Genomic DNA, 17362 nt, shown 5'->3' with positions numbered 1-17362 from the left:
TCTGCTTTTATTCAATAAAGATATCTTCAACGTCTATATTGTTTAGTATATATGTTTCTACGGCTTCTACTTCTACGTTATTATATTCTATAAAATTTTCTTCTAATAAATCTTCTTCGGGTAATAGTGTTGCAATTTCATAAGAGCCAATATTTTCACTTATAATATAATTTTCTACTGTTTCAATATCTAAAGAATCGAAAGTTAATTCTTTTTCAAAAATAGAAAGATTAAATAAAAGTAATACAGCGGCTGCTACACCAGATATATAAATTAGGGTTCTTTTTCTAAATAACGGGATTACCTTAGTAGGTGTTTTTGTTGAAACTTTTTTTATTATAGAGTCCTCTAAAGTGTCAAAATAGTCATCAGGTAATTTAAACCCAGAATCACTCGACATTTTTTTTAATTTTGCATGACTTAAAATAACATCTTCTAAATTATTAAAATAGTTATCAGGGACTTTAAATCCCGTTTCTTTAATGTTATGTAGTTTTTTCTGTTTCATTATCTTATTAATAAGACCTGTGATTTTAAAAAAGGTTTAATCTTTGGTTAAATATGCTTCAATTTTCTTGACAGCAATATGGTATGATGCTTTTAAAGCACCTTCGCTAGTTTCCAGAATATCAGACATGTCTTTATACTTTATGTCTTCAAAGTATTTCATATTAAAAACAAGTTGCTGTTTTTTTGGTAAAGTAGCAATAGCTTGTTGTAATTTTAGTTGAATAGTATTGCCTTCAAAATAGACATCTGATGCTAAATTGTTTATAGCTAATTGTTGTACCTCTTCATTAGTAACTTGCAATCGTTTGGCATTTTTATTAATAAATGTAATTGATTCGTTTGTTGCAATACGGTATAACCATGAAAATAATTTGCTATCTCCTTTAAAGCTATGAATATTTTTGTAAACTTTAATAAACGTGTTTTGTAGCACATCATCTGTGTCGTCATGCGATTTTACTATATTACGAATGTGCCAATATAAACGTTCTTTGTAAAGCGTAATTAACTCTTTAAAAGCTTTATCCCTTTCGTTTTCTGACTTTAATTGTTCTAATAGTTGTGTTTCTTCGATCACAAAAATTGTTTAGTCTTTAGACTAATAAATATACAGAAAGTTTAAATTTTATTTTTTGATTTTGTTTAAATATTATAAAACACTGGTAATCAGCAATGTTGATTATTTTTTATCGACGAAAGGTACAAAACGACGATTAAATACGCTTTTTTCTTGGTTGAAAGTGTTTTTTGTCTTATGTTTGTACCAGTAACCTACTTATTGTTGTTAGTCGTCCCCAAGTCTATCAATGAACAAAAAAAGGATAGAAATTCAAATCTCTATCCTTTTTTATTTTTAATCGTTACGGTTTTTTATTCAAAACTTTGCATCTCTACTAGTTTGTAGTAAACACCTTTTTTACTAATAAGCTCATTGTGCTTGCCTTGTTCAACAATCTCACCTTTATTAAGAACAACGATCTCATCTGCATTTTGAATGGTAGATAATCTATGTGCAATAACTATAGATGTTCTGTTTTTCATCATATTTTCTAAAGCTACTTGTACTAAACGTTCGCTTTCGGTATCAAGTGCTGAGGTTGCTTCGTCTAAAACCATAACAGGCGGGCTTTTAAGAACTGCACGTGCAATACTTAAACGTTGTTTTTGCCCCCCAGAAAGCTTATTTCCAGAATCACCAATATTTGTATGAATGGTTTCTGGTAAATCTTTTACGAACTCCCAGGCATTAGCTACTTTTAATGCTTCAATAATTTCATCATCAGTAGCATTATTATTTCCTAGCTTCAAATTATTTTTAATACTATCGTTAAAGAGAATGGCATCTTGAGTAACAATTCCTAATTGATTTCTTAATGATTCGGTCGTTAGATCTCGAATATCGGTACCATCCATCAAAATTTTCCCTTTATTAACATCATAAAAACGTGTAATTAGATTGGCTATAGTCGATTTTCCACTTCCTGATTGTCCAACTAATGCTACGGTTTTCCCTTTAGAAATGGCTAATGAAAAGTTTTTTAATACGTATTCGTTTTCGTATTTAAATGAAATATCATCAAATATGATGTTAGTATCAAACCCTTTTTTCTCAATGGCGCCTTCTTTATCTTTTAAAGGATTTTCGGAGTCAATAATCTCTTGTATTCTCTCGGCTGCAGCACCACCTCTTTTAATACTATAAAGACCTCTTGAAATGGCTTTAGCTGGTGTTAGGATATTATAAGATAAACCCATATAGACAAGAAAAGTACTGCCCTTTAAATTAGAGGACGCATCTCCACTAAGCACTAAATTCCCTCCATACCATAAAATAATGGCTATAATACAAATACCTAAAAATTCACTGGTTGGTGATGCTAAATTTTGACGATTTAATAATTTATTAGAAAAATGGTAAAAACGAGATGTCGATTCTTGAAATTTCTCATTGAATTTTTCTTCGCCATTAAAACCTTTAATAATGCGTAAACCTGTTAAGGTTTCTTCCAGAGTTGATAAAAATGTACCTTGTTCTTTTTGTACTCGGTCTGATTTTCGTTTTAAACTTTTACCAATTTTTGATATTGCAAAACCCATTATTGGAATTAAAACAAATACAAACAAAGTTAGTTTTGCACTAATAATGAGCATAGCAGTAATAGTAAATATTATAGTAAGAGGTTCTCTTACTATAAGTTCTAAGACAGATAAGAAAGAATACTGTAAGTCCAAAACATCACTTGTTACTCGAGATAGAATATCTCCTTTTCTTTTTTCAGAAAAAAATGAAAGTGGTAATTCCACTGTTTTTCTATAAACTTGATTTCTAAGATCTCTTATAACACCATTTCTTAGAAATACTAAAAAATAATTAGCTAGATAACCAGATATATTTTTAAAGAAGAACATTATAATAATTAAACCTACAACAAATATCAAAGCTTTAGAGTTATCTCCATCTGTATATAGATTCATTTGATATGCTAAGTAGTTTTCTGCAAAGTCTCCAATTTTCATTATTCCCGACCAAGTAGGTTTAACAGAAGGAACGATTTTATCTTGCTTGAAGATAACATCTAACATAGGTTTTAAAGCTACAAAAGATAGTGTGCCGAATAATGCAAAAAACATATTAGCTATAATGTGTCCTGCAGCAAAACGCTTGTAAGGCTTTGCATACCTTAATATGTTTACAAAATGCCCCATTAATTAAGTTTCATATCTTTTAAAATAGCATCTATTTTAGATTCAAGTTTGGCTTCGACTTCATTAAAGAGATCAACAGATTCTAAAGTGTCATTTACACTAACGTAGAATTTTATTTTAGGTTCTGTGCCACTTGGTCTTAATGCTATTTGACTCCCGTCTTCTGTATAATAAATTAATACATTAGATTTTGGGATGTTAATAGTAGTTTCTTCACCAGAGATCATGTTTTTTGTAATAGACAATTGATAATCTTCAACTTTGACTACTTTCGATCCGTTAACTACGGTTAGTGGATTTTCACGGGCATCAACCATCATTTGTTTAATTTCTTCTGCGCCTTCAATACCTTTTTTAGTTAAAGAAACTAAACGTTCTTTATAGAATCCATGTTCAACATATAGCTTAATTAGTTCACTATAAAAAGAACTGCCAATAGCTTTAGAATGTGCAGCTATTTCGCAAGCTAAAAGTGTTGAAGTTACAGCATCTTTATCTCGAACAAAATCACCGACCATAAAACCAAAACTCTCTTCGCCACCACCAATAAAATCAAGTTCGGAGAAGTCTTCGATTAGTTTTGCAATCCATTTAAAGCCTGTTAATACAATTTTACTGTCTACTTTATAAGCTTCAGCAAGTTTGTTTAACATAGGTGTTGAAACTATGGTAGAGGCTATAAATTCTTTTCCTTTTATTTTTCCTTCTGCTTTCCATTGTTTTAATAAGAAATCGGTCATCATCAACATGGTTTGATTTCCGTTAAGCAGTTGTAATTTGTTTTCAGAATTACGAACAGCAACACCCAATCTATCACAATCAGGATCGGTTCCTATAACAATATCGGCACCTACTTTGTCCGCCAGTTCTAATGCTATTTTTAATGCAGCAGGTTCTTCTGGATTTGGAGATGCTACTGTTGGAAAATCTCCGTCAGGAACCTCTTGTTCTTTTACGATATGTACATTTTTATACCCAGCCCGTTTTAAGGTTTCTGGAACTGCTGTTATAGAAGTACCATGAAGTGATGTGAAAACAATATTTAAATGATCTTTAGCTTCTTGCGAAGCACTCTCGCTACCATTTTTAACAGAAGCATCAATGAAAGCATCGTCAACATCTTTTCCTATATAATGGATAAGGCTATCGTTGGCTTCAAATTTTATATTGGCATAGTCTAGATCATTTATAACCTGTATTACACCATCATCGTGTGGTGGTACTAATTGACCTCCATCTTGCCAATATACCTTATACCCGTTGTATTCTGGTGGATTATGAGAAGCGGTTAAAACAATACCACAATGACAGTTTAAATGCCTAACAGCAAAAGATAACTCTGGAGTTGCTCGTAGATCTTCAAATAAATAAACTTCAATATTATTTGCTGAAAAGACATCAGCAACTACTTTAGCTAGTGTTTTACTGTTATGTCTACAATCGTATGCAATGGCAACTTTTAGTTTTTCATTTGGAAATGATGTGTATAAATAATCACTTAACCCTTGAGTGCTTTTTCCAAGTGTATACTTGTTTATGCGATTGGTGCCAACTCCCATAATACCGCGCATACCACCTGTTCCGAATTCTAAGTCTTTATAAAAACTTTCCTGAATGTCTTTCGGGTTGTTTGCAATGCTGTTTTTAATGAAAGTTTGTGTATCGTCATCAAAAGTTGGAGTTAACCACGTATTTATTCTATCTAAAATCTTTGGTTCTATATAAATCATATTGTCAATTAAATAAGTGCAAAAATAATCAATTAGTCAGATAGTTTCTTGCTTTTTTCTACTGAACTAATATTAAATATCGCAAACGTTTTAGTATTAAGTTATGGGTTTAGAGAATTGTGTTTTTAATTAAAAACAATAAATCTAATTAAAATTCAATTCATTTTTAATTGAATAACGTTTTATATTTTGTTTGGTACGTAAAACAATTTCACCTAAAAAACCAGCAACAAAAAATTGGGTACCAATAATCATGGTCGAAAGTGCAATATAAAACTGAGGTCGTTGTGTAATAAGCCTGCCTGTTGGATTAAGAAATAACTTGTCTATGCCCAGATAGAATGAAAATCCGAGACCGATGGTAAACATAATAAATCCTAAAGCACCAAATAAATGCATGGGACGTTTCCCAAAGCGCGATAAGAACCAAATGGTAATTAAATCTAAGAAGCCATGAACAAAACGATCCATTCCAAATTTTGTTTCACCATATTTCCTAGCTTGATGTTGTACTACTTTCTCCCCAATTTTTGTAAATCCAGCATTTTTAGATAGTACGGGGATATAACGGTGCATTTCTCCATTTACATCAATGTTTTTAATAACGTCTAATCGGTATGCTTTAAGACCACAATTAAAATCATTTAATTTTACCCCTGAGGTTTTTCTAGCAGCCCAATTAAATAATTTAGATGGCAAATTTTTGGCAATAATAGAGTCGTAACGTTTTTTTTTCCATCCAGAAACCAAATCGAAACCATCATTCGTAATCATATTGTGAAGGTCTGGAATTTCATCAGGATTATCTTGTAAATCCGCATCCATAGTAATAACCACATCGCCTTCCGCTTTTTCAAAACCAGCATGAAGTGCTTGTGATTTTCCAAAGTTTTTAAAAAACCGAATGCCTTTTACATGATTGTTTTGTGAGCCTAATTGAGAAATAATTTGCCAGGAATTATCTGTACTACCATCATCAATAAAAATGATTTCATACGAAAAATGATTGGATTGCATCACTTTTGCAATCCAATCATGTAATTCTGTTAAAGATTCTTGTTCGTTTAGTAGTGGTATAACTACAGATATATTCATTTAAATATTTTCAAAATTCAATATTCAAAAATAATGAATTTATTCTGTGTCTGGGTTACTTTTTTTCATTACAGCTGCTACTATTAATCCAACCACACTAAATCCTGCAAGTTGCCAAACAATAGATTGTAAAATGTTACCTATAGAGTACATATTACCTTGCGATTCCATTTTCTCCAGGGTCTCTGCGATTGCCTCACTAGGAACGTTAAAGCTCTCCAGTCGTTGTATTTGTGTTTCAATTATTTTCTCTTGTAAAGTTTTTGCTGCATCGGGGTCAATAAAATTAAAGATAATAATACTTACAACGGCACTTACTATAAGACCAATTAAAATGGTTATAAAATAAGAAGTGAATGCATTCTTGAAACTAATAAATCCGCCTAAAGATTTTTTTGAATTAGAAACAGATATTATACCTAGTACAATAATAATAAGTAAAAAACCAATCCCGAACCATATTTTGGTGAATAAATCGAGACTAACAGCATATCCAATAAGTGTTAAAAGGGAAAGAATTGCCCCTAAATATAATCCGTAATTTGAGGCTATAGATTTCAATGATTTTTCCATATTTTTTTGTTTAAAATGTTAGTTGATTTATAAGTATTCAAATATAATGAAACGTTACATATGAGATCGAAATAAAAAATAATAAAAATGTTGTGCGTTTATAAAAAAACCTTAAATTTGCAGTCCAAAATTGTAAAGAATAAAAAGCATTTAGCGATGAGAAAAGGTATACATCCAGAAAATTATAGATTAGTAGCATTTAAAGATATGTCTAACGACGATGTGTTTTTAACAAAGTCTACTGCAGATACGAATGAAACTTTAGAGGTTGATGGAGTTGAGTATCCACTTGTTAAAATGGAGATATCAAGAACATCACATCCATATTACACTGGTAAATCTAAATTAGTAGATACTGCTGGTCGTATTGATAAATTCAAAACTAAATACGCGAAATTTAAGAAATAATTTAAGCGTAATACGATATTTAATATTTATTAAGCCTTTCATAAACTGAAAGGCTTTTTTGTTTTATCTAATTAAGTTACTTTTGAATATATAAACAATGTTCAATATAAGCGTAAAGACTTTTAGCTTCTAATCATAAACTTTAACTTTTTATGAATTACATTCTTTTTGATGGATCTTCTCGTAACAATTTGTTGCCATTTACATTCACCAGACCAGTCGCCGATATTAGAGTCGGAATTCTTACCATTCGGGAAAAATGGGAATTTTTTTTAGAGACAACTACAACTACGGTTACAGAAGATTATTTGTCTGATAAATACCCAATGGTAGAAATGGAAGAGAATGTGATGATTAATGCGTCTTGCCTTCCAAATTTAGAGTTGGTAGAAATGATTAAAGGTTTAAAAGAAAATCAAGCCATTTTTAAAGGAGAAGATGTGATTGCTTTTTTTGCTAAAGAAGCGCAAGATGATATTGATTTTGATCGTTTTGAAAGATTTGAATTTAGCGATACTATTATAACGATAGAAAATACTTGGGATATATTTTCTATAAATGGTGAAGCCATACAAGAAGACTTTAACTTGATTACAAAAGATAGAACATCGCAACCTATCCCATCGAATAACAATATTATAGCTCCAGAGAATATTTTTATTGAAGCAGGTGCTAAATTGGAATTCGTAACACTTAATGCTAGTAAAGGTCCTATATATATAGGTAAAAATACATTAATAATGGAAGGTGCTATGATACGTGGCCCTTTTGCTTTGTGTGGACACGCCATCGTTAAAATGGCTACAAAAATTTATGGACCAACAACAGTTGGGCCTTATAGTAAAGTAGGGGGAGAGATTAATAACTCCGTTTTATTTGCTAATTCAAATAAAGGACATGAAGGCTTCTTAGGGAATTCTGTTTTGGGAGAATGGTGTAATTTAGGTGCAGATACTAATACTTCTAATTTAAAAAATAATTATGCAGAAGTGCGTTTATGGGATTATGAGACTGAGGGTTTTGCAAAAACAGGATTACAGTTTTGTGGTTTAATGATGGGGGATCATAGTAAATGTGGTATTAATACCATGTTTAATACAGGAACAGTTGTGGGGGTAAGCGCCAATGTTTTTGGTAGTGGGTTTCCAAGAAATTTTATACCCAGTTTTAGCTGGGGAGGTAGCGGTGGTTTTACAACCTATTTAACTAAAAAAGCATTTGAGGTGGCAGATGTGGTTATGTCCAGACGTAAAGAAGAATTCACAGAACAAGATCAGGCTATTTTGGAACATGTATTTGAAGAAACTAAGATATATAGAAGAGAATAAAACTTTTTAGTACCTTTATTCAAATCTAAATTAGATTATGAAGGTTTTTTGGGGATTATATATGTCTTTATTTAGCTTGCTTAGTTTTTCCCAAACTGAGGTATATACTGTTACTAATCTAGATATAAATAGTGAGCATCCACATTTTGGATTAATGCAAATTGCAAGTAAAAAAATTATTTTCACAACGAACTTACTCGATAAAAAAGGAAGGTTAAAACGGTTTCAAGGTGTACCAATACTAACTGTTTTTCAAGGAGATTTATCTAATGATGGTCGTATTAGTAATATAGACCAAATAATAATAGATCCTAAGGAGAATATATCTCACATAACAAGCGCTACGATATCTCGAGACGGAAAACAATTATATTTAACGACAAGATATACTTATAAAAATAAACCTAAAGGAGATTTTAATATGGAAAATTTCCATCTTAAGGTGGGCGAGTTTAAAACTGGATTGGGGTGGACTAATTTTAAAGTTCTACCATTTTGTAAGCCAAAATATTCTTATGCACATCCAGCAATAAGTAATGATGGAAAAACACTTTATTTTACAGCAAACGAAAGAGGAGGGAAAGAAACCACTCGAGGAGGTTCAGATATTTTTAAGGTAGCTATTTTAGAGAATAATACTTTTAGCAAACCAAAAAACTTAGGAAGTAAAATAAATTCTTATAGTCGAGATATGTTCCCTTTTATAAGTGCTAATAATACCTTGTATTTTGCCTCGAACAGACCAAATGGCTTTGGAGGCTTCGATATTTATAAGAGTGTTATGAATGATGATGGAACTTTTGAAAAAGCCGAAAAATTGCCCCAGCCAATAAATAGTAAACAAGACGATTTCTGTTTGATTATTGATTCCGAAAATAAAACGGGATATTTTTCATCAAAAAGACCAGAAGGTAAGGGGGATGATGATATTTATTATTTTAAACAAAACTAAAAATATTTTATGTTAGGAATTTTACTTATTTATTTTATTGGAAAAAGATTTTATGATTTATCGGAAGAATACAACCAAAATAAATGGTTATACGCTATATTAAGTGTTGTTGTTTATTATGCAGGAACTTTTATGGTTGGAATCGTTTTAGGAGTTTTAATTGAGTTCGGGATAGTAGATATAGACTTGGAGAATAGTTTAATGATAAACATAATAGCTTTACCGCTTGGAATTGGTGTGGTATATTTATTTTACATTATACTAGAAAAAAAATGGAAAAAAACAGTAGTTGTTATAAAAGATGAAATTCAAGATATTGGTAAAAATACTGAAGAGTAGTTAGTTATATGATAGGTTAAAAATAAGCTGATGTGATTGGACTAATACCAATTATCACTCAAAATAACCTATATAATTTGTTTGGTTCCTAAAAATAGGAGTTTATGGGTTTTCGATTTCTATTTTGCTCATATTTCAATATAAACTAAAACCATGACTAATGATATGATAGAATTTTCTACCTTATCTGAACAAAATATAATCCAAATTATTTATAACCCATTTTAAATAATAATTGGTATAAATTCTTTTTTTTAATGTTATTTACTTACTGATTTTTAATTATCGTTCTATCTGATTAAGATGTAATTATTTTCTTATATTGCTGTCCTTATAACTTTTAGAGTTATGTAGATATTTATCCTAGCCCCAAAAAAGATAAACAATGTTACATATTTTAAAAAACGAAAGAAAATCTAGTATTGTTTTTTTTGTTATTTTAACTATAGATATTTTAGTTAAAATAAGCTGTGATGCTTTTCCATATCGTTATATTTCTAAACCACCAATAATACTATTTTTATTTTTGTATTATTATTTTAATACTGTAGAGAAGAGAAAGAAAAAAAAATTATGGATGATCTTGGCGCTATCTTGCTTTCTATTGGGAGATATAATTATTATAAACCATACTAATGTTGTTTGTTTAGGTATTAGTGTGTTTGTTTTTGCTTTAGCAAAGGTCTTTTTAAGTTTACGATTTTCCCATAGGGTAGATTTTAATATTGCCAGCCTGATCCCTTTTTCTATAATAGTATTTGCTTATACCGTTTTTATTGTGAGTTTACTTTTTAATAGTTTAAGGAACTTTTTTGTACCAGCGTTGCTTAGCTTTTTTATATCATTATTACTGATTCAATTTGCTTTTTTAAGAAAAGTTGTTGTAGATAGAGGTAGTTATTTATATGTGCTTCTCGGTGTTATTTTTTATATGTTTTCTGAGAGTATGATAACAATAAAAACATTTAAAACAGACCTGCCAATGCAAGATGTTTTAATTATGTTGTTTTATGGTATGGGAGTATATTTTATTACTTTCGGGGTTATAAAGGAACATGTAAAGCAGTAACGTGTCAATCTTTTTTAACCCGTCTTAAATCTAATAAATTAATAGGATTAATTCCAAGACTAGAAACGTTTTTTCTTTTAAAATGAACGACTTCATCATAGAATAAGGGTACAATAATGGCCTTTTGCATAACTAGAGAATCCATGGTTGTGTATAAATGCTTTCTCTCTTCAATGTTGGTAATAGTAAAAGCTTTATTGTATAAACTATCAAATAATGTATTTTTAAAGTGAAAATAGTTAGAACCCTTGGGAGCAAAATTCTTACTATAAAAAATAGATAAATAGTTTTCGGCATCTAGATAATCTGCTATCCAAGAACTTCTAAACATGTCTACTTTTCCATTTGACCTAGCAGCCCTTAGGCTTGCCTCAGGCATAACATCTACATTAATTATTAACCCTGTTTTTTGAAGTTCACGTTGAATGAATTCACAAAAACTTAAGTAGTTACTGGTTGTGGTTAAATTAATCTCAGGTTTTGATATACCACTTTCTTTTTTGAATTGTTCGACCAATTGTTTAGCCTTTCTTGGTTGGTAAGTAAAACCAATAGATTCATTATATCCAGCTAGGCCTTTTGGAATAAAGCCTCCGTTTGCAGGGTTGCCTATATCGTTGTTTAAAAATATCATCATTTTTTTTCTATCAAATCCATAATTAATAGCTTTTCGTATTAATTCAGATTGTATTTCGGGGGTTTTAGAATCTAAGTAAAACCCTAAATATTCTGTATTTAGATAAGGACCTTGAACCATATTTACAGTCTCTGCATAAGTACTTCGAAGCTGTCCGTCTGCTGTCAGTAATTCGTCTTTATAAGAAACATCCATACCGTTTAAGAAATCTATGTTTCCTTGAGCAAATTGTAAAAACTCACTTTGTTTGTCTGGTAAAAAGGTTATAGCTACTGCTTCTAAATAAGGCAAATCATTTCCATTTTCATCTTTTTCAAAATAGTGGTCGTTTTTTCTAAAAACAAGCTTAACATTTTCTTCCCAACGTTTAAATATAAAAGGACCAGTACCTATAGGATTCGATCTAAAATCACTACCATAATGTTCTGCGACCTCTTTAGGAATAACAGAACAGTATTTCATAGATAATAACCCTATAAATGCAGGAAAAGATTGTTTTAATACAATTTTAAAAAGTGTATCGTTCACAGCTTCAAAGTTATCTACCTTTTTTAATACCCAGTTTCCAGGAGCTGCAATTTTTTCATCTCTTAATCGGTTGAAGCTATATTTAAAATCTTCTGCAACAACGACTCTTGTTGAATCTTTTCCAAATAATTCATGTTTATGAAAATAAACATCGTCTCGTAACGAAAAGGAGTAAGTTAACCCATCTTCAGATATGATCCAGTTTTTTGCAATAGATGGAATAATATTCAATTCATTATCCATTTGTACCAATCCATTAAATAACTGATTACTTACCCAGGTATCTTGTAAAGTTCTGGAAAAGGCAGGGTCTAAAGTATTTATGTTTTTATGCTCATTGTACCTAAAAACTAAATGATCTTTACTAGTTAATTTGTTGTCTTTACAAGCGTTTAGCAATAAAGTAAAGCATGCTATAAATAAATAAAAGGTGAGGTATTTTGTATTCGTTTTTACTAGTTTCATTTAAAAATAGATAATTTTGTTAGTTACCCTTCTGGTAAAGCTTTCCAGTTTTTTATCACAGCAGAATAAAAATAGACAAAAAGCAAATTAATTATGAATAAGATATAACTCCAATTTACACCTAAACTTCCCATTAAATTAAAACAATCTTTATTATTAAAATTAAAAGAATAATTTCCAACACATGCATCAGATTGGTGTAAGGATATTATTGTAATTATTAAAAAGGTATAAAGAATAAAACCAATAATAGATATGTTTAAGCAAATAGCTACAACGAGCTTTTTAATTTTTTTCGCATAAAATAATGGAATGGATAAAATAATGGAGCCTAATATAAAGGTTAAGTAGGATGCAAAATAACCAATGCTATTATCATCAAATTTGGTTATATATGCGTAAAGTACGGTTAGTAAGGTTACAAGTATGGTTAATATACCCATGCTTATAATTGTAAAGAGTAGTGATTTTAGTCCTGTAACTCTAAACATAAATATTAAGGCTGAAAAAAAGAATGAAAACCACATAAAAAAATGAATGCTTTCTAAAAAGGGTTCACTTGTTTTTATGTCTTCAATATTTTCAAAAGCTCTATATAAAGAATCATGATCTAGATAATAATCCGTAATATGTTCTTCATAAAAAGTATCAATAGCAGTTTCAGGGTTGTTAGAAGCATATAGTAGTGTGGACTTAGGTTCGTTTCTAATTAAGTGTTTTAATTTAAAGTTTTCGGCTGGATGGTATACCATGTCAAACCATATATTAACAGTTAGATCATGTTTAATTTTATACAGATCACTAATCACTAAAAAATCAGTCAAAATTTGCTTGATCTCACTAGCGTCATTCCGTTTTAAAAGGTTGTGCCCTTGTTTATTACTTAATTCATTAGTTTTAGTAAAATTTTGTTCTTGTGTATAAACATACTCATCATACTTCGTGTCTCCATATTTTAATTTTCTCTTTTTAGATTGATAAAAGGTTTTTGAGTAATTAAAATAATTAGGATTTGCATTTTGAACTAAATTTGAAACATCAAAAATTGAATCTTTATAAAAGTATGTTCTAAGAGTGTCTTTGGTTTTGTGATACACAAATCCTTTATAATTGGGGTCTGAGAATCCTTGGCTTAGTGTTCCTTCTTTTTTATAAAGCGTATAAAATCGATATTCATAATCTAAAAAACTTAAAAATATGTTATCTTTATTTATGTTTTTTCCATTATAAACTTCGCAGTATAATGTATTGAATGGCTGCGGATATCTACGCTGATTAATGGTGTAGTCTTGTATGTTTTTTGAGAAAAATAATGCAGCAGTATTGGATGTGGTAATCTCTTTTTCTATTCTTTCATCATCATATTTGGATGTGATATAAGACTTAACCCCCAAATTGTATGAAATAAAAAACGTAGTAGAAAAGAATGTTATAATTAAATAAATTAAAAATTGTTTAAATAATTTTTGTCTAGATGTTGGATAAAAACTTTTAAAAGCATTATTCTTAAATAGAAAAATAAGCCATGTAACAAGTAGTAATATTGATAAAATAATACTTATAAAAACAGTACCATTATCAAAGAAGATATCCCCAGCACCATATTCGTGTAAAATTTCTGGATTTGAAATAGCTAAGAATCCAAAAATAAAGAATAAAATATGTAGAATTAGTGCAGATAATAAGACCCAAACTAATTTTGTGTTCCAAATTATGGGATAATTTTCAAGTAAATATTGATTGGTTTTGTAAATAAATTTTTTCATTGATTTGGCTTTAAGAAACAAAGAAACGTCTTGTAGATTTTGTGATGTTACGTGTATAAGTAACATCAATTTTGTGCTTTCCTAAAGTTTCAAGAACCAAAGAAAAAGCCGTTTCAATAGGGAAATAAGCAACAAAAATACCACCATTAAAAACTAATCTTTCTAGGTTTAACCCTGCGAAAATTTGTTTGAGCGTCTCTCTTTCGCAATTACAATCAATTTCTACTATTAAATAATTATTAGTGTTTGTAATCGTATTTTGATCTTCATAAATGCCGTTTTTAAGATATATGACTTTATCTGATACCTTTTCGACTTCATACAATTGCTGGGAACTTAATATTAATGCGATGGGATTATTAATAGAATTGCAAATCGATTTTAAATCTTCTAAAATAACTTGTTGTGCTAACACATCTAAGTTGGCTAATGGTTCGTCTAAAAGTAGTAATTCAGGTTGTCTTAATAATGTTCTAGCTAACTCAAACCGCATTTTATATCCAGAAGATAATTCGTTCCATTTTAAATGTTTATAATTCCATAAACCTAAACGAGCGATCATCATTAAAACTCTAGTTTCATTTTCCTCAGGGCTTATGCCGTAGTTTGATAAAACAAATTTTAAATTATCTTTAAGACTACCGTACCATTTTTGAGTTCGTTGTGGAATATATACCAAATTGGAACGTAAATCATAGTTGTTATTAAAAGCTTTATTAAAATTAAATTCCAAAGTGCCTTCGTTGTGTTTTAGTTCTTTAGCTAAAATTCTTAATAAGGTAGTTTTTCCATTTCCATTTTCTCCCACCAATCCATATACGTCCCCTTTATGGATGTTCATAGAAATTGGACCTAGTTTAAAACGATTAAGACCATAGCTCTTAATAAGGTTTGAGCCCATTATCACAGGGGATTTAGTGTTATGGTCTTCAACTGGAATTTTAGAAATTTTATTTAGAGCTTGAAGGCTTCTTTTTATTAATTCATCTTCTTCATTAGGAAATTTTTCTTTCCAATCGGTTAATGCTATAACATGGTTGTAAATATCTAAGTTTTGAGTATCAATAGCACAATCCATAAGTTTCCGATACCCTAGAAAAGTGTCTTTGTTTTCAAAAAAGGTAATAACTTTTTTGATTCGCGCTTCAGCTCTTGTCATTTGTTATTATAAATTGTAAGGTTTTAGTTCAAGTCTTCACACTTAGATTGTATTACTTGTAGCAATTGCGTAAATTTGCAGGCTTTAAGTTAGAAAACAAGTAAATATAAATACATTTCCAGCGTAAAGGAAATGAAACACAATAAATGAATAAAAAAGTCGCATTTTATACCTTAGGTTGTAAATTGAATTTTTCGGAAACATCAACCATTGCCAGAAATTTTACAAATGAAGGCTTTGATCGTGTCGATTTTTCTGAAAAGGCAGATATTTATGTTATTAATACTTGTTCTGTTACCGAGAATGCCGATAAACGCTTTAAAACCATTGTAAAACAAGCTCAAAAGGCAAATCCTGATGCATTTGTTACAGCAGTAGGATGTTATGCGCAATTAAAGCCTCAAGAATTAGCCGATGTTCATGGGGTTGATTTGGTTTTAGGAGCTACCGAAAAATTCAAAATAACAGATTATCTAAACGATCTTTCTAAAAATGATTTCGGAGAAGTGCATTCTTGCGAGATTGAAGAAGCCGATTTTTATGTAGGGAGCTATTCTATTGGAGATAGAACCAGAGCATTTTTAAAAGTTCAAGATGGTTGTGATTATAAGTGTACTTACTGTACCATACCTTTAGCACGTGGCATTTCACGAAGTGATACCATGGAAAATGTTTTAAAAAATGCTAGAGAGATTTCTAAACAAAACATAAAGGAAATTGTTCTTACGGGCGTTAATATTGGTGATTATGGTAAAGGGGAGTTTGGTAACAAAAAACACGAACATACCTTTTTAGACTTGGTTACCGAACTGGATAGGGTAGAAGGTATAGAACGATTAAGGATTTCGTCTATAGAGCCCAATCTTTTAAAAAATGAAACCATAGATTTAGTTTCTAAATCAAGAGCTTTTGTGCCTCATTTTCATGTTCCATTACAATCTGGAAGTAACGCTATTCTTAAAAAAATGAAACGTCGTTATATGCGTGAACTGTATGTAGATCGCGTTTCAAAAATAAAGGAGGTGATGCCACATGCCTGTATAGGGGTGGATGTTATTGTTGGATTTCCAGGAGAAACAGATGAACACTTCTTAGAAACGTATAATTTTTTGAATGCATTAGATATTTCATATTTACATGTATTTACGTATTCAGAGCGTGACAATACAGAAGCTGCAGAAATGGATGGGGTGGTTCCAAACAATGTAAGGAGTAAGCGTAGTAAAATGTTGCGAGGGTTATCTGTTAAAAAACGACGGGCTTTTTACGAAAATCAAATTGGTAGTGAAAGAACCGTTTTGTTTGAAAGTGAAAATAAAGAAGGATACATTTATGGGTTTACCGAAAACTATGTGAAAGTAAAAACACCTTGGAATCCTGAATTGATTAATACATTACATCATGTTGATCTTACCAAAATTGATGATGATGGTTTGGTAAGATTTGAATTTATTCAAGTACTTTCAAACTAGAAATCGTAATTATATTGCATATTACCTTGAGTTTTACTCACTTTGACTTATTTATTGTGCAAATAAAACTTCGCGATATATTTTAGTGGGATTAACCAAGTCCCTGAGATGAATAAATTATTTTATATTTTATGTTTTGTTCTAGTGTTCACTAGTTGTTCAAGTGATGATAACGATGGAGTATCGATTATAGGTGTATGGGAACTGACTGCTTGGGATGTTATGGACGGATTCGATATCAATAATGACGGCACTGCTAGTACTAATATTATAGATGAAATTGAATGTACAAATAATGAAACTTTAATTTTCGAAGATAATGGTGTTATGTCTTCAAATGAAACGTATAATCCAGACATTAATATTGCTTTATTAGAAGGAACAACAGATGAGTATATGTTTAATGTATCATGCGATGAGCAAGGCATTATAGGTTTTGCAACATCATATTCGCAAACTAATAATACCGTTATATTTAATGATATTGAGTTTACTGTAATCGACAACCAATTATTTCGTGTTATTAAAGAATCGGTAAAAATATATAACGAAGATTTTACAGAAGTAGTAGCTACTAAGGATTTAAAATTAGTTTATACAAAACGATAACGAATCAAAATCTTCT

General features: G+C 30.2%; 16 protein-coding genes. 7 read left to right on the top strand and 9 right to left on the bottom strand.

What is annotated here, in order from left to right:
- Positions 1 to 7: 7 nt before the first annotated feature.
- The 6 genes from Q4Q40_RS08275 to Q4Q40_RS08250 form a co-directional block, all read right to left on the bottom strand.
- Positions 8 to 508: a hypothetical protein gene (locus Q4Q40_RS08275; protein ID WP_303301316.1), complete on the bottom strand. Its 501-nt coding sequence runs from the start codon at positions 506 to 508 to the stop codon at positions 8 to 10.
- 36 nt (positions 509 to 544) lie between these two features.
- Positions 545 to 1084: an RNA polymerase sigma factor gene (locus Q4Q40_RS08270; RefSeq protein ID WP_486320587.1), complete on the bottom strand. Its 540-nt coding sequence runs from the start codon at positions 1082 to 1084 to the stop codon at positions 545 to 547.
- A gap of 296 nt (positions 1085 to 1380) precedes the next feature.
- Positions 1381 to 3216, bottom strand: coding sequence for an ABC transporter ATP-binding protein (locus Q4Q40_RS08265; protein ID WP_303301314.1), 1836 nt, complete (start codon positions 3214 to 3216; stop codon positions 1381 to 1383).
- Positions 3216 to 4946 carry a phospho-sugar mutase gene (locus Q4Q40_RS08260; protein WP_303301313.1) on the bottom strand — a complete coding sequence of 577 codons (1731 nt, stop codon included), beginning with the start codon at positions 4944 to 4946 and terminating at the stop codon, positions 3216 to 3218. The genes Q4Q40_RS08265 and Q4Q40_RS08260 overlap by 1 nt, the downstream gene beginning before the upstream one ends.
- 144 nt (positions 4947 to 5090) lie before the next feature.
- On the bottom strand, positions 5091 to 6041 hold the full coding sequence (locus tag Q4Q40_RS08255; RefSeq protein ID WP_303301312.1) for a glycosyltransferase family 2 protein: 951 nt from the start codon (positions 6039 to 6041) through the stop codon (positions 5091 to 5093).
- A gap of 39 nt (positions 6042 to 6080) precedes the next feature.
- Positions 6081 to 6614, bottom strand: a complete 534-nt coding sequence (locus tag Q4Q40_RS08250) for a DUF4199 domain-containing protein (protein WP_303301311.1) — start codon at positions 6612 to 6614, stop codon at positions 6081 to 6083.
- Between the two features lie 156 nt (positions 6615 to 6770).
- Here Q4Q40_RS08250 and Q4Q40_RS08245 point away from each other — a divergent pair, with 156 nt between their 5' ends.
- From Q4Q40_RS08245 to Q4Q40_RS08225, 5 genes are all read left to right on the top strand, one after another.
- Entirely contained in the window at positions 6771 to 7022 is a 252-nt protein-coding gene (locus Q4Q40_RS08245; RefSeq protein WP_135876988.1) for a type B 50S ribosomal protein L31, read from the top strand.
- Between the two features lie 152 nt (positions 7023 to 7174).
- Positions 7175 to 8350, top strand: coding sequence for a GlmU family protein (locus Q4Q40_RS08240; RefSeq protein ID WP_303301310.1), 1176 nt, complete (start codon positions 7175 to 7177; stop codon positions 8348 to 8350).
- Positions 8351 to 8387: 37 nt separating this feature from the next.
- Entirely contained in the window at positions 8388 to 9302 is a 915-nt protein-coding gene (locus tag Q4Q40_RS08235) for a TolB family protein (RefSeq protein ID WP_303301309.1), read from the top strand.
- Between the two features lie 9 nt (positions 9303 to 9311).
- Positions 9312 to 9641 (top strand): hypothetical protein, encoded by a 330-nt coding sequence (locus Q4Q40_RS08230; protein WP_303301308.1) that lies wholly within the window; start codon positions 9312 to 9314, stop codon positions 9639 to 9641.
- A 385-nt stretch (positions 9642 to 10026) separates the two neighbouring features.
- Positions 10027 to 10710 (top strand): lysoplasmalogenase family protein, encoded by a 684-nt coding sequence (locus Q4Q40_RS08225; protein WP_303301307.1) that lies wholly within the window; start codon positions 10027 to 10029, stop codon positions 10708 to 10710.
- A gap of 4 nt (positions 10711 to 10714) precedes the next feature.
- Here the strand turns inward: Q4Q40_RS08225 and Q4Q40_RS08220 are convergent, their stop codons facing one another.
- From Q4Q40_RS08220 to Q4Q40_RS08210, 3 genes are read right to left on the bottom strand one after another with little or no spacing between them, the layout of a single operon-like run.
- Positions 10715 to 12340 carry an ABC transporter substrate-binding protein gene (locus tag Q4Q40_RS08220; RefSeq protein ID WP_303301306.1) on the bottom strand — a complete coding sequence of 542 codons (1626 nt, stop codon included), beginning with the start codon at positions 12338 to 12340 and terminating at the stop codon, positions 10715 to 10717.
- A gap of 23 nt (positions 12341 to 12363) precedes the next feature.
- The gene (locus Q4Q40_RS08215) at positions 12364 to 14106 is read right to left on the bottom strand and encodes a hypothetical protein (protein WP_303301305.1); all 1743 of its coding nucleotides are present in this window, start codon (positions 14104 to 14106) and stop codon (positions 12364 to 12366) included.
- A gap of 10 nt (positions 14107 to 14116) precedes the next feature.
- The gene (locus tag Q4Q40_RS08210; protein ID WP_303301304.1) at positions 14117 to 15265 is read right to left on the bottom strand and encodes an ATP-binding cassette domain-containing protein; all 1149 of its coding nucleotides are present in this window, start codon (positions 15263 to 15265) and stop codon (positions 14117 to 14119) included.
- Positions 15266 to 15411: 146 nt separating this feature from the next.
- Here Q4Q40_RS08210 and mtaB point away from each other — a divergent pair, with 146 nt between their 5' ends.
- Together mtaB and Q4Q40_RS08200 are read left to right on the top strand one after the other, a co-directional pair.
- A complete protein-coding gene (mtaB, locus tag Q4Q40_RS08205; RefSeq protein WP_303301303.1) occupies positions 15412 to 16737 on the top strand; it encodes a tRNA (N(6)-L-threonylcarbamoyladenosine(37)-C(2))-methylthiotransferase MtaB in 1326 nt (441 codons plus the stop codon).
- Between the two features lie 108 nt (positions 16738 to 16845).
- Positions 16846 to 17346, top strand: a complete 501-nt coding sequence (locus tag Q4Q40_RS08200; RefSeq protein ID WP_303301302.1) for a hypothetical protein — start codon at positions 16846 to 16848, stop codon at positions 17344 to 17346.
- Positions 17347 to 17362: the final 16 nt, after the last annotated feature.

It is taken from the genome of Flavivirga jejuensis, assembly GCF_030540765.1.
Taxonomy (GTDB): domain Bacteria; phylum Bacteroidota; class Bacteroidia; order Flavobacteriales; family Flavobacteriaceae; genus Flavivirga; species Flavivirga jejuensis.
Note: the sequence above shows the minus strand (reverse complement) of the source record. Positions and strands in the feature narration are given on the sequence as shown.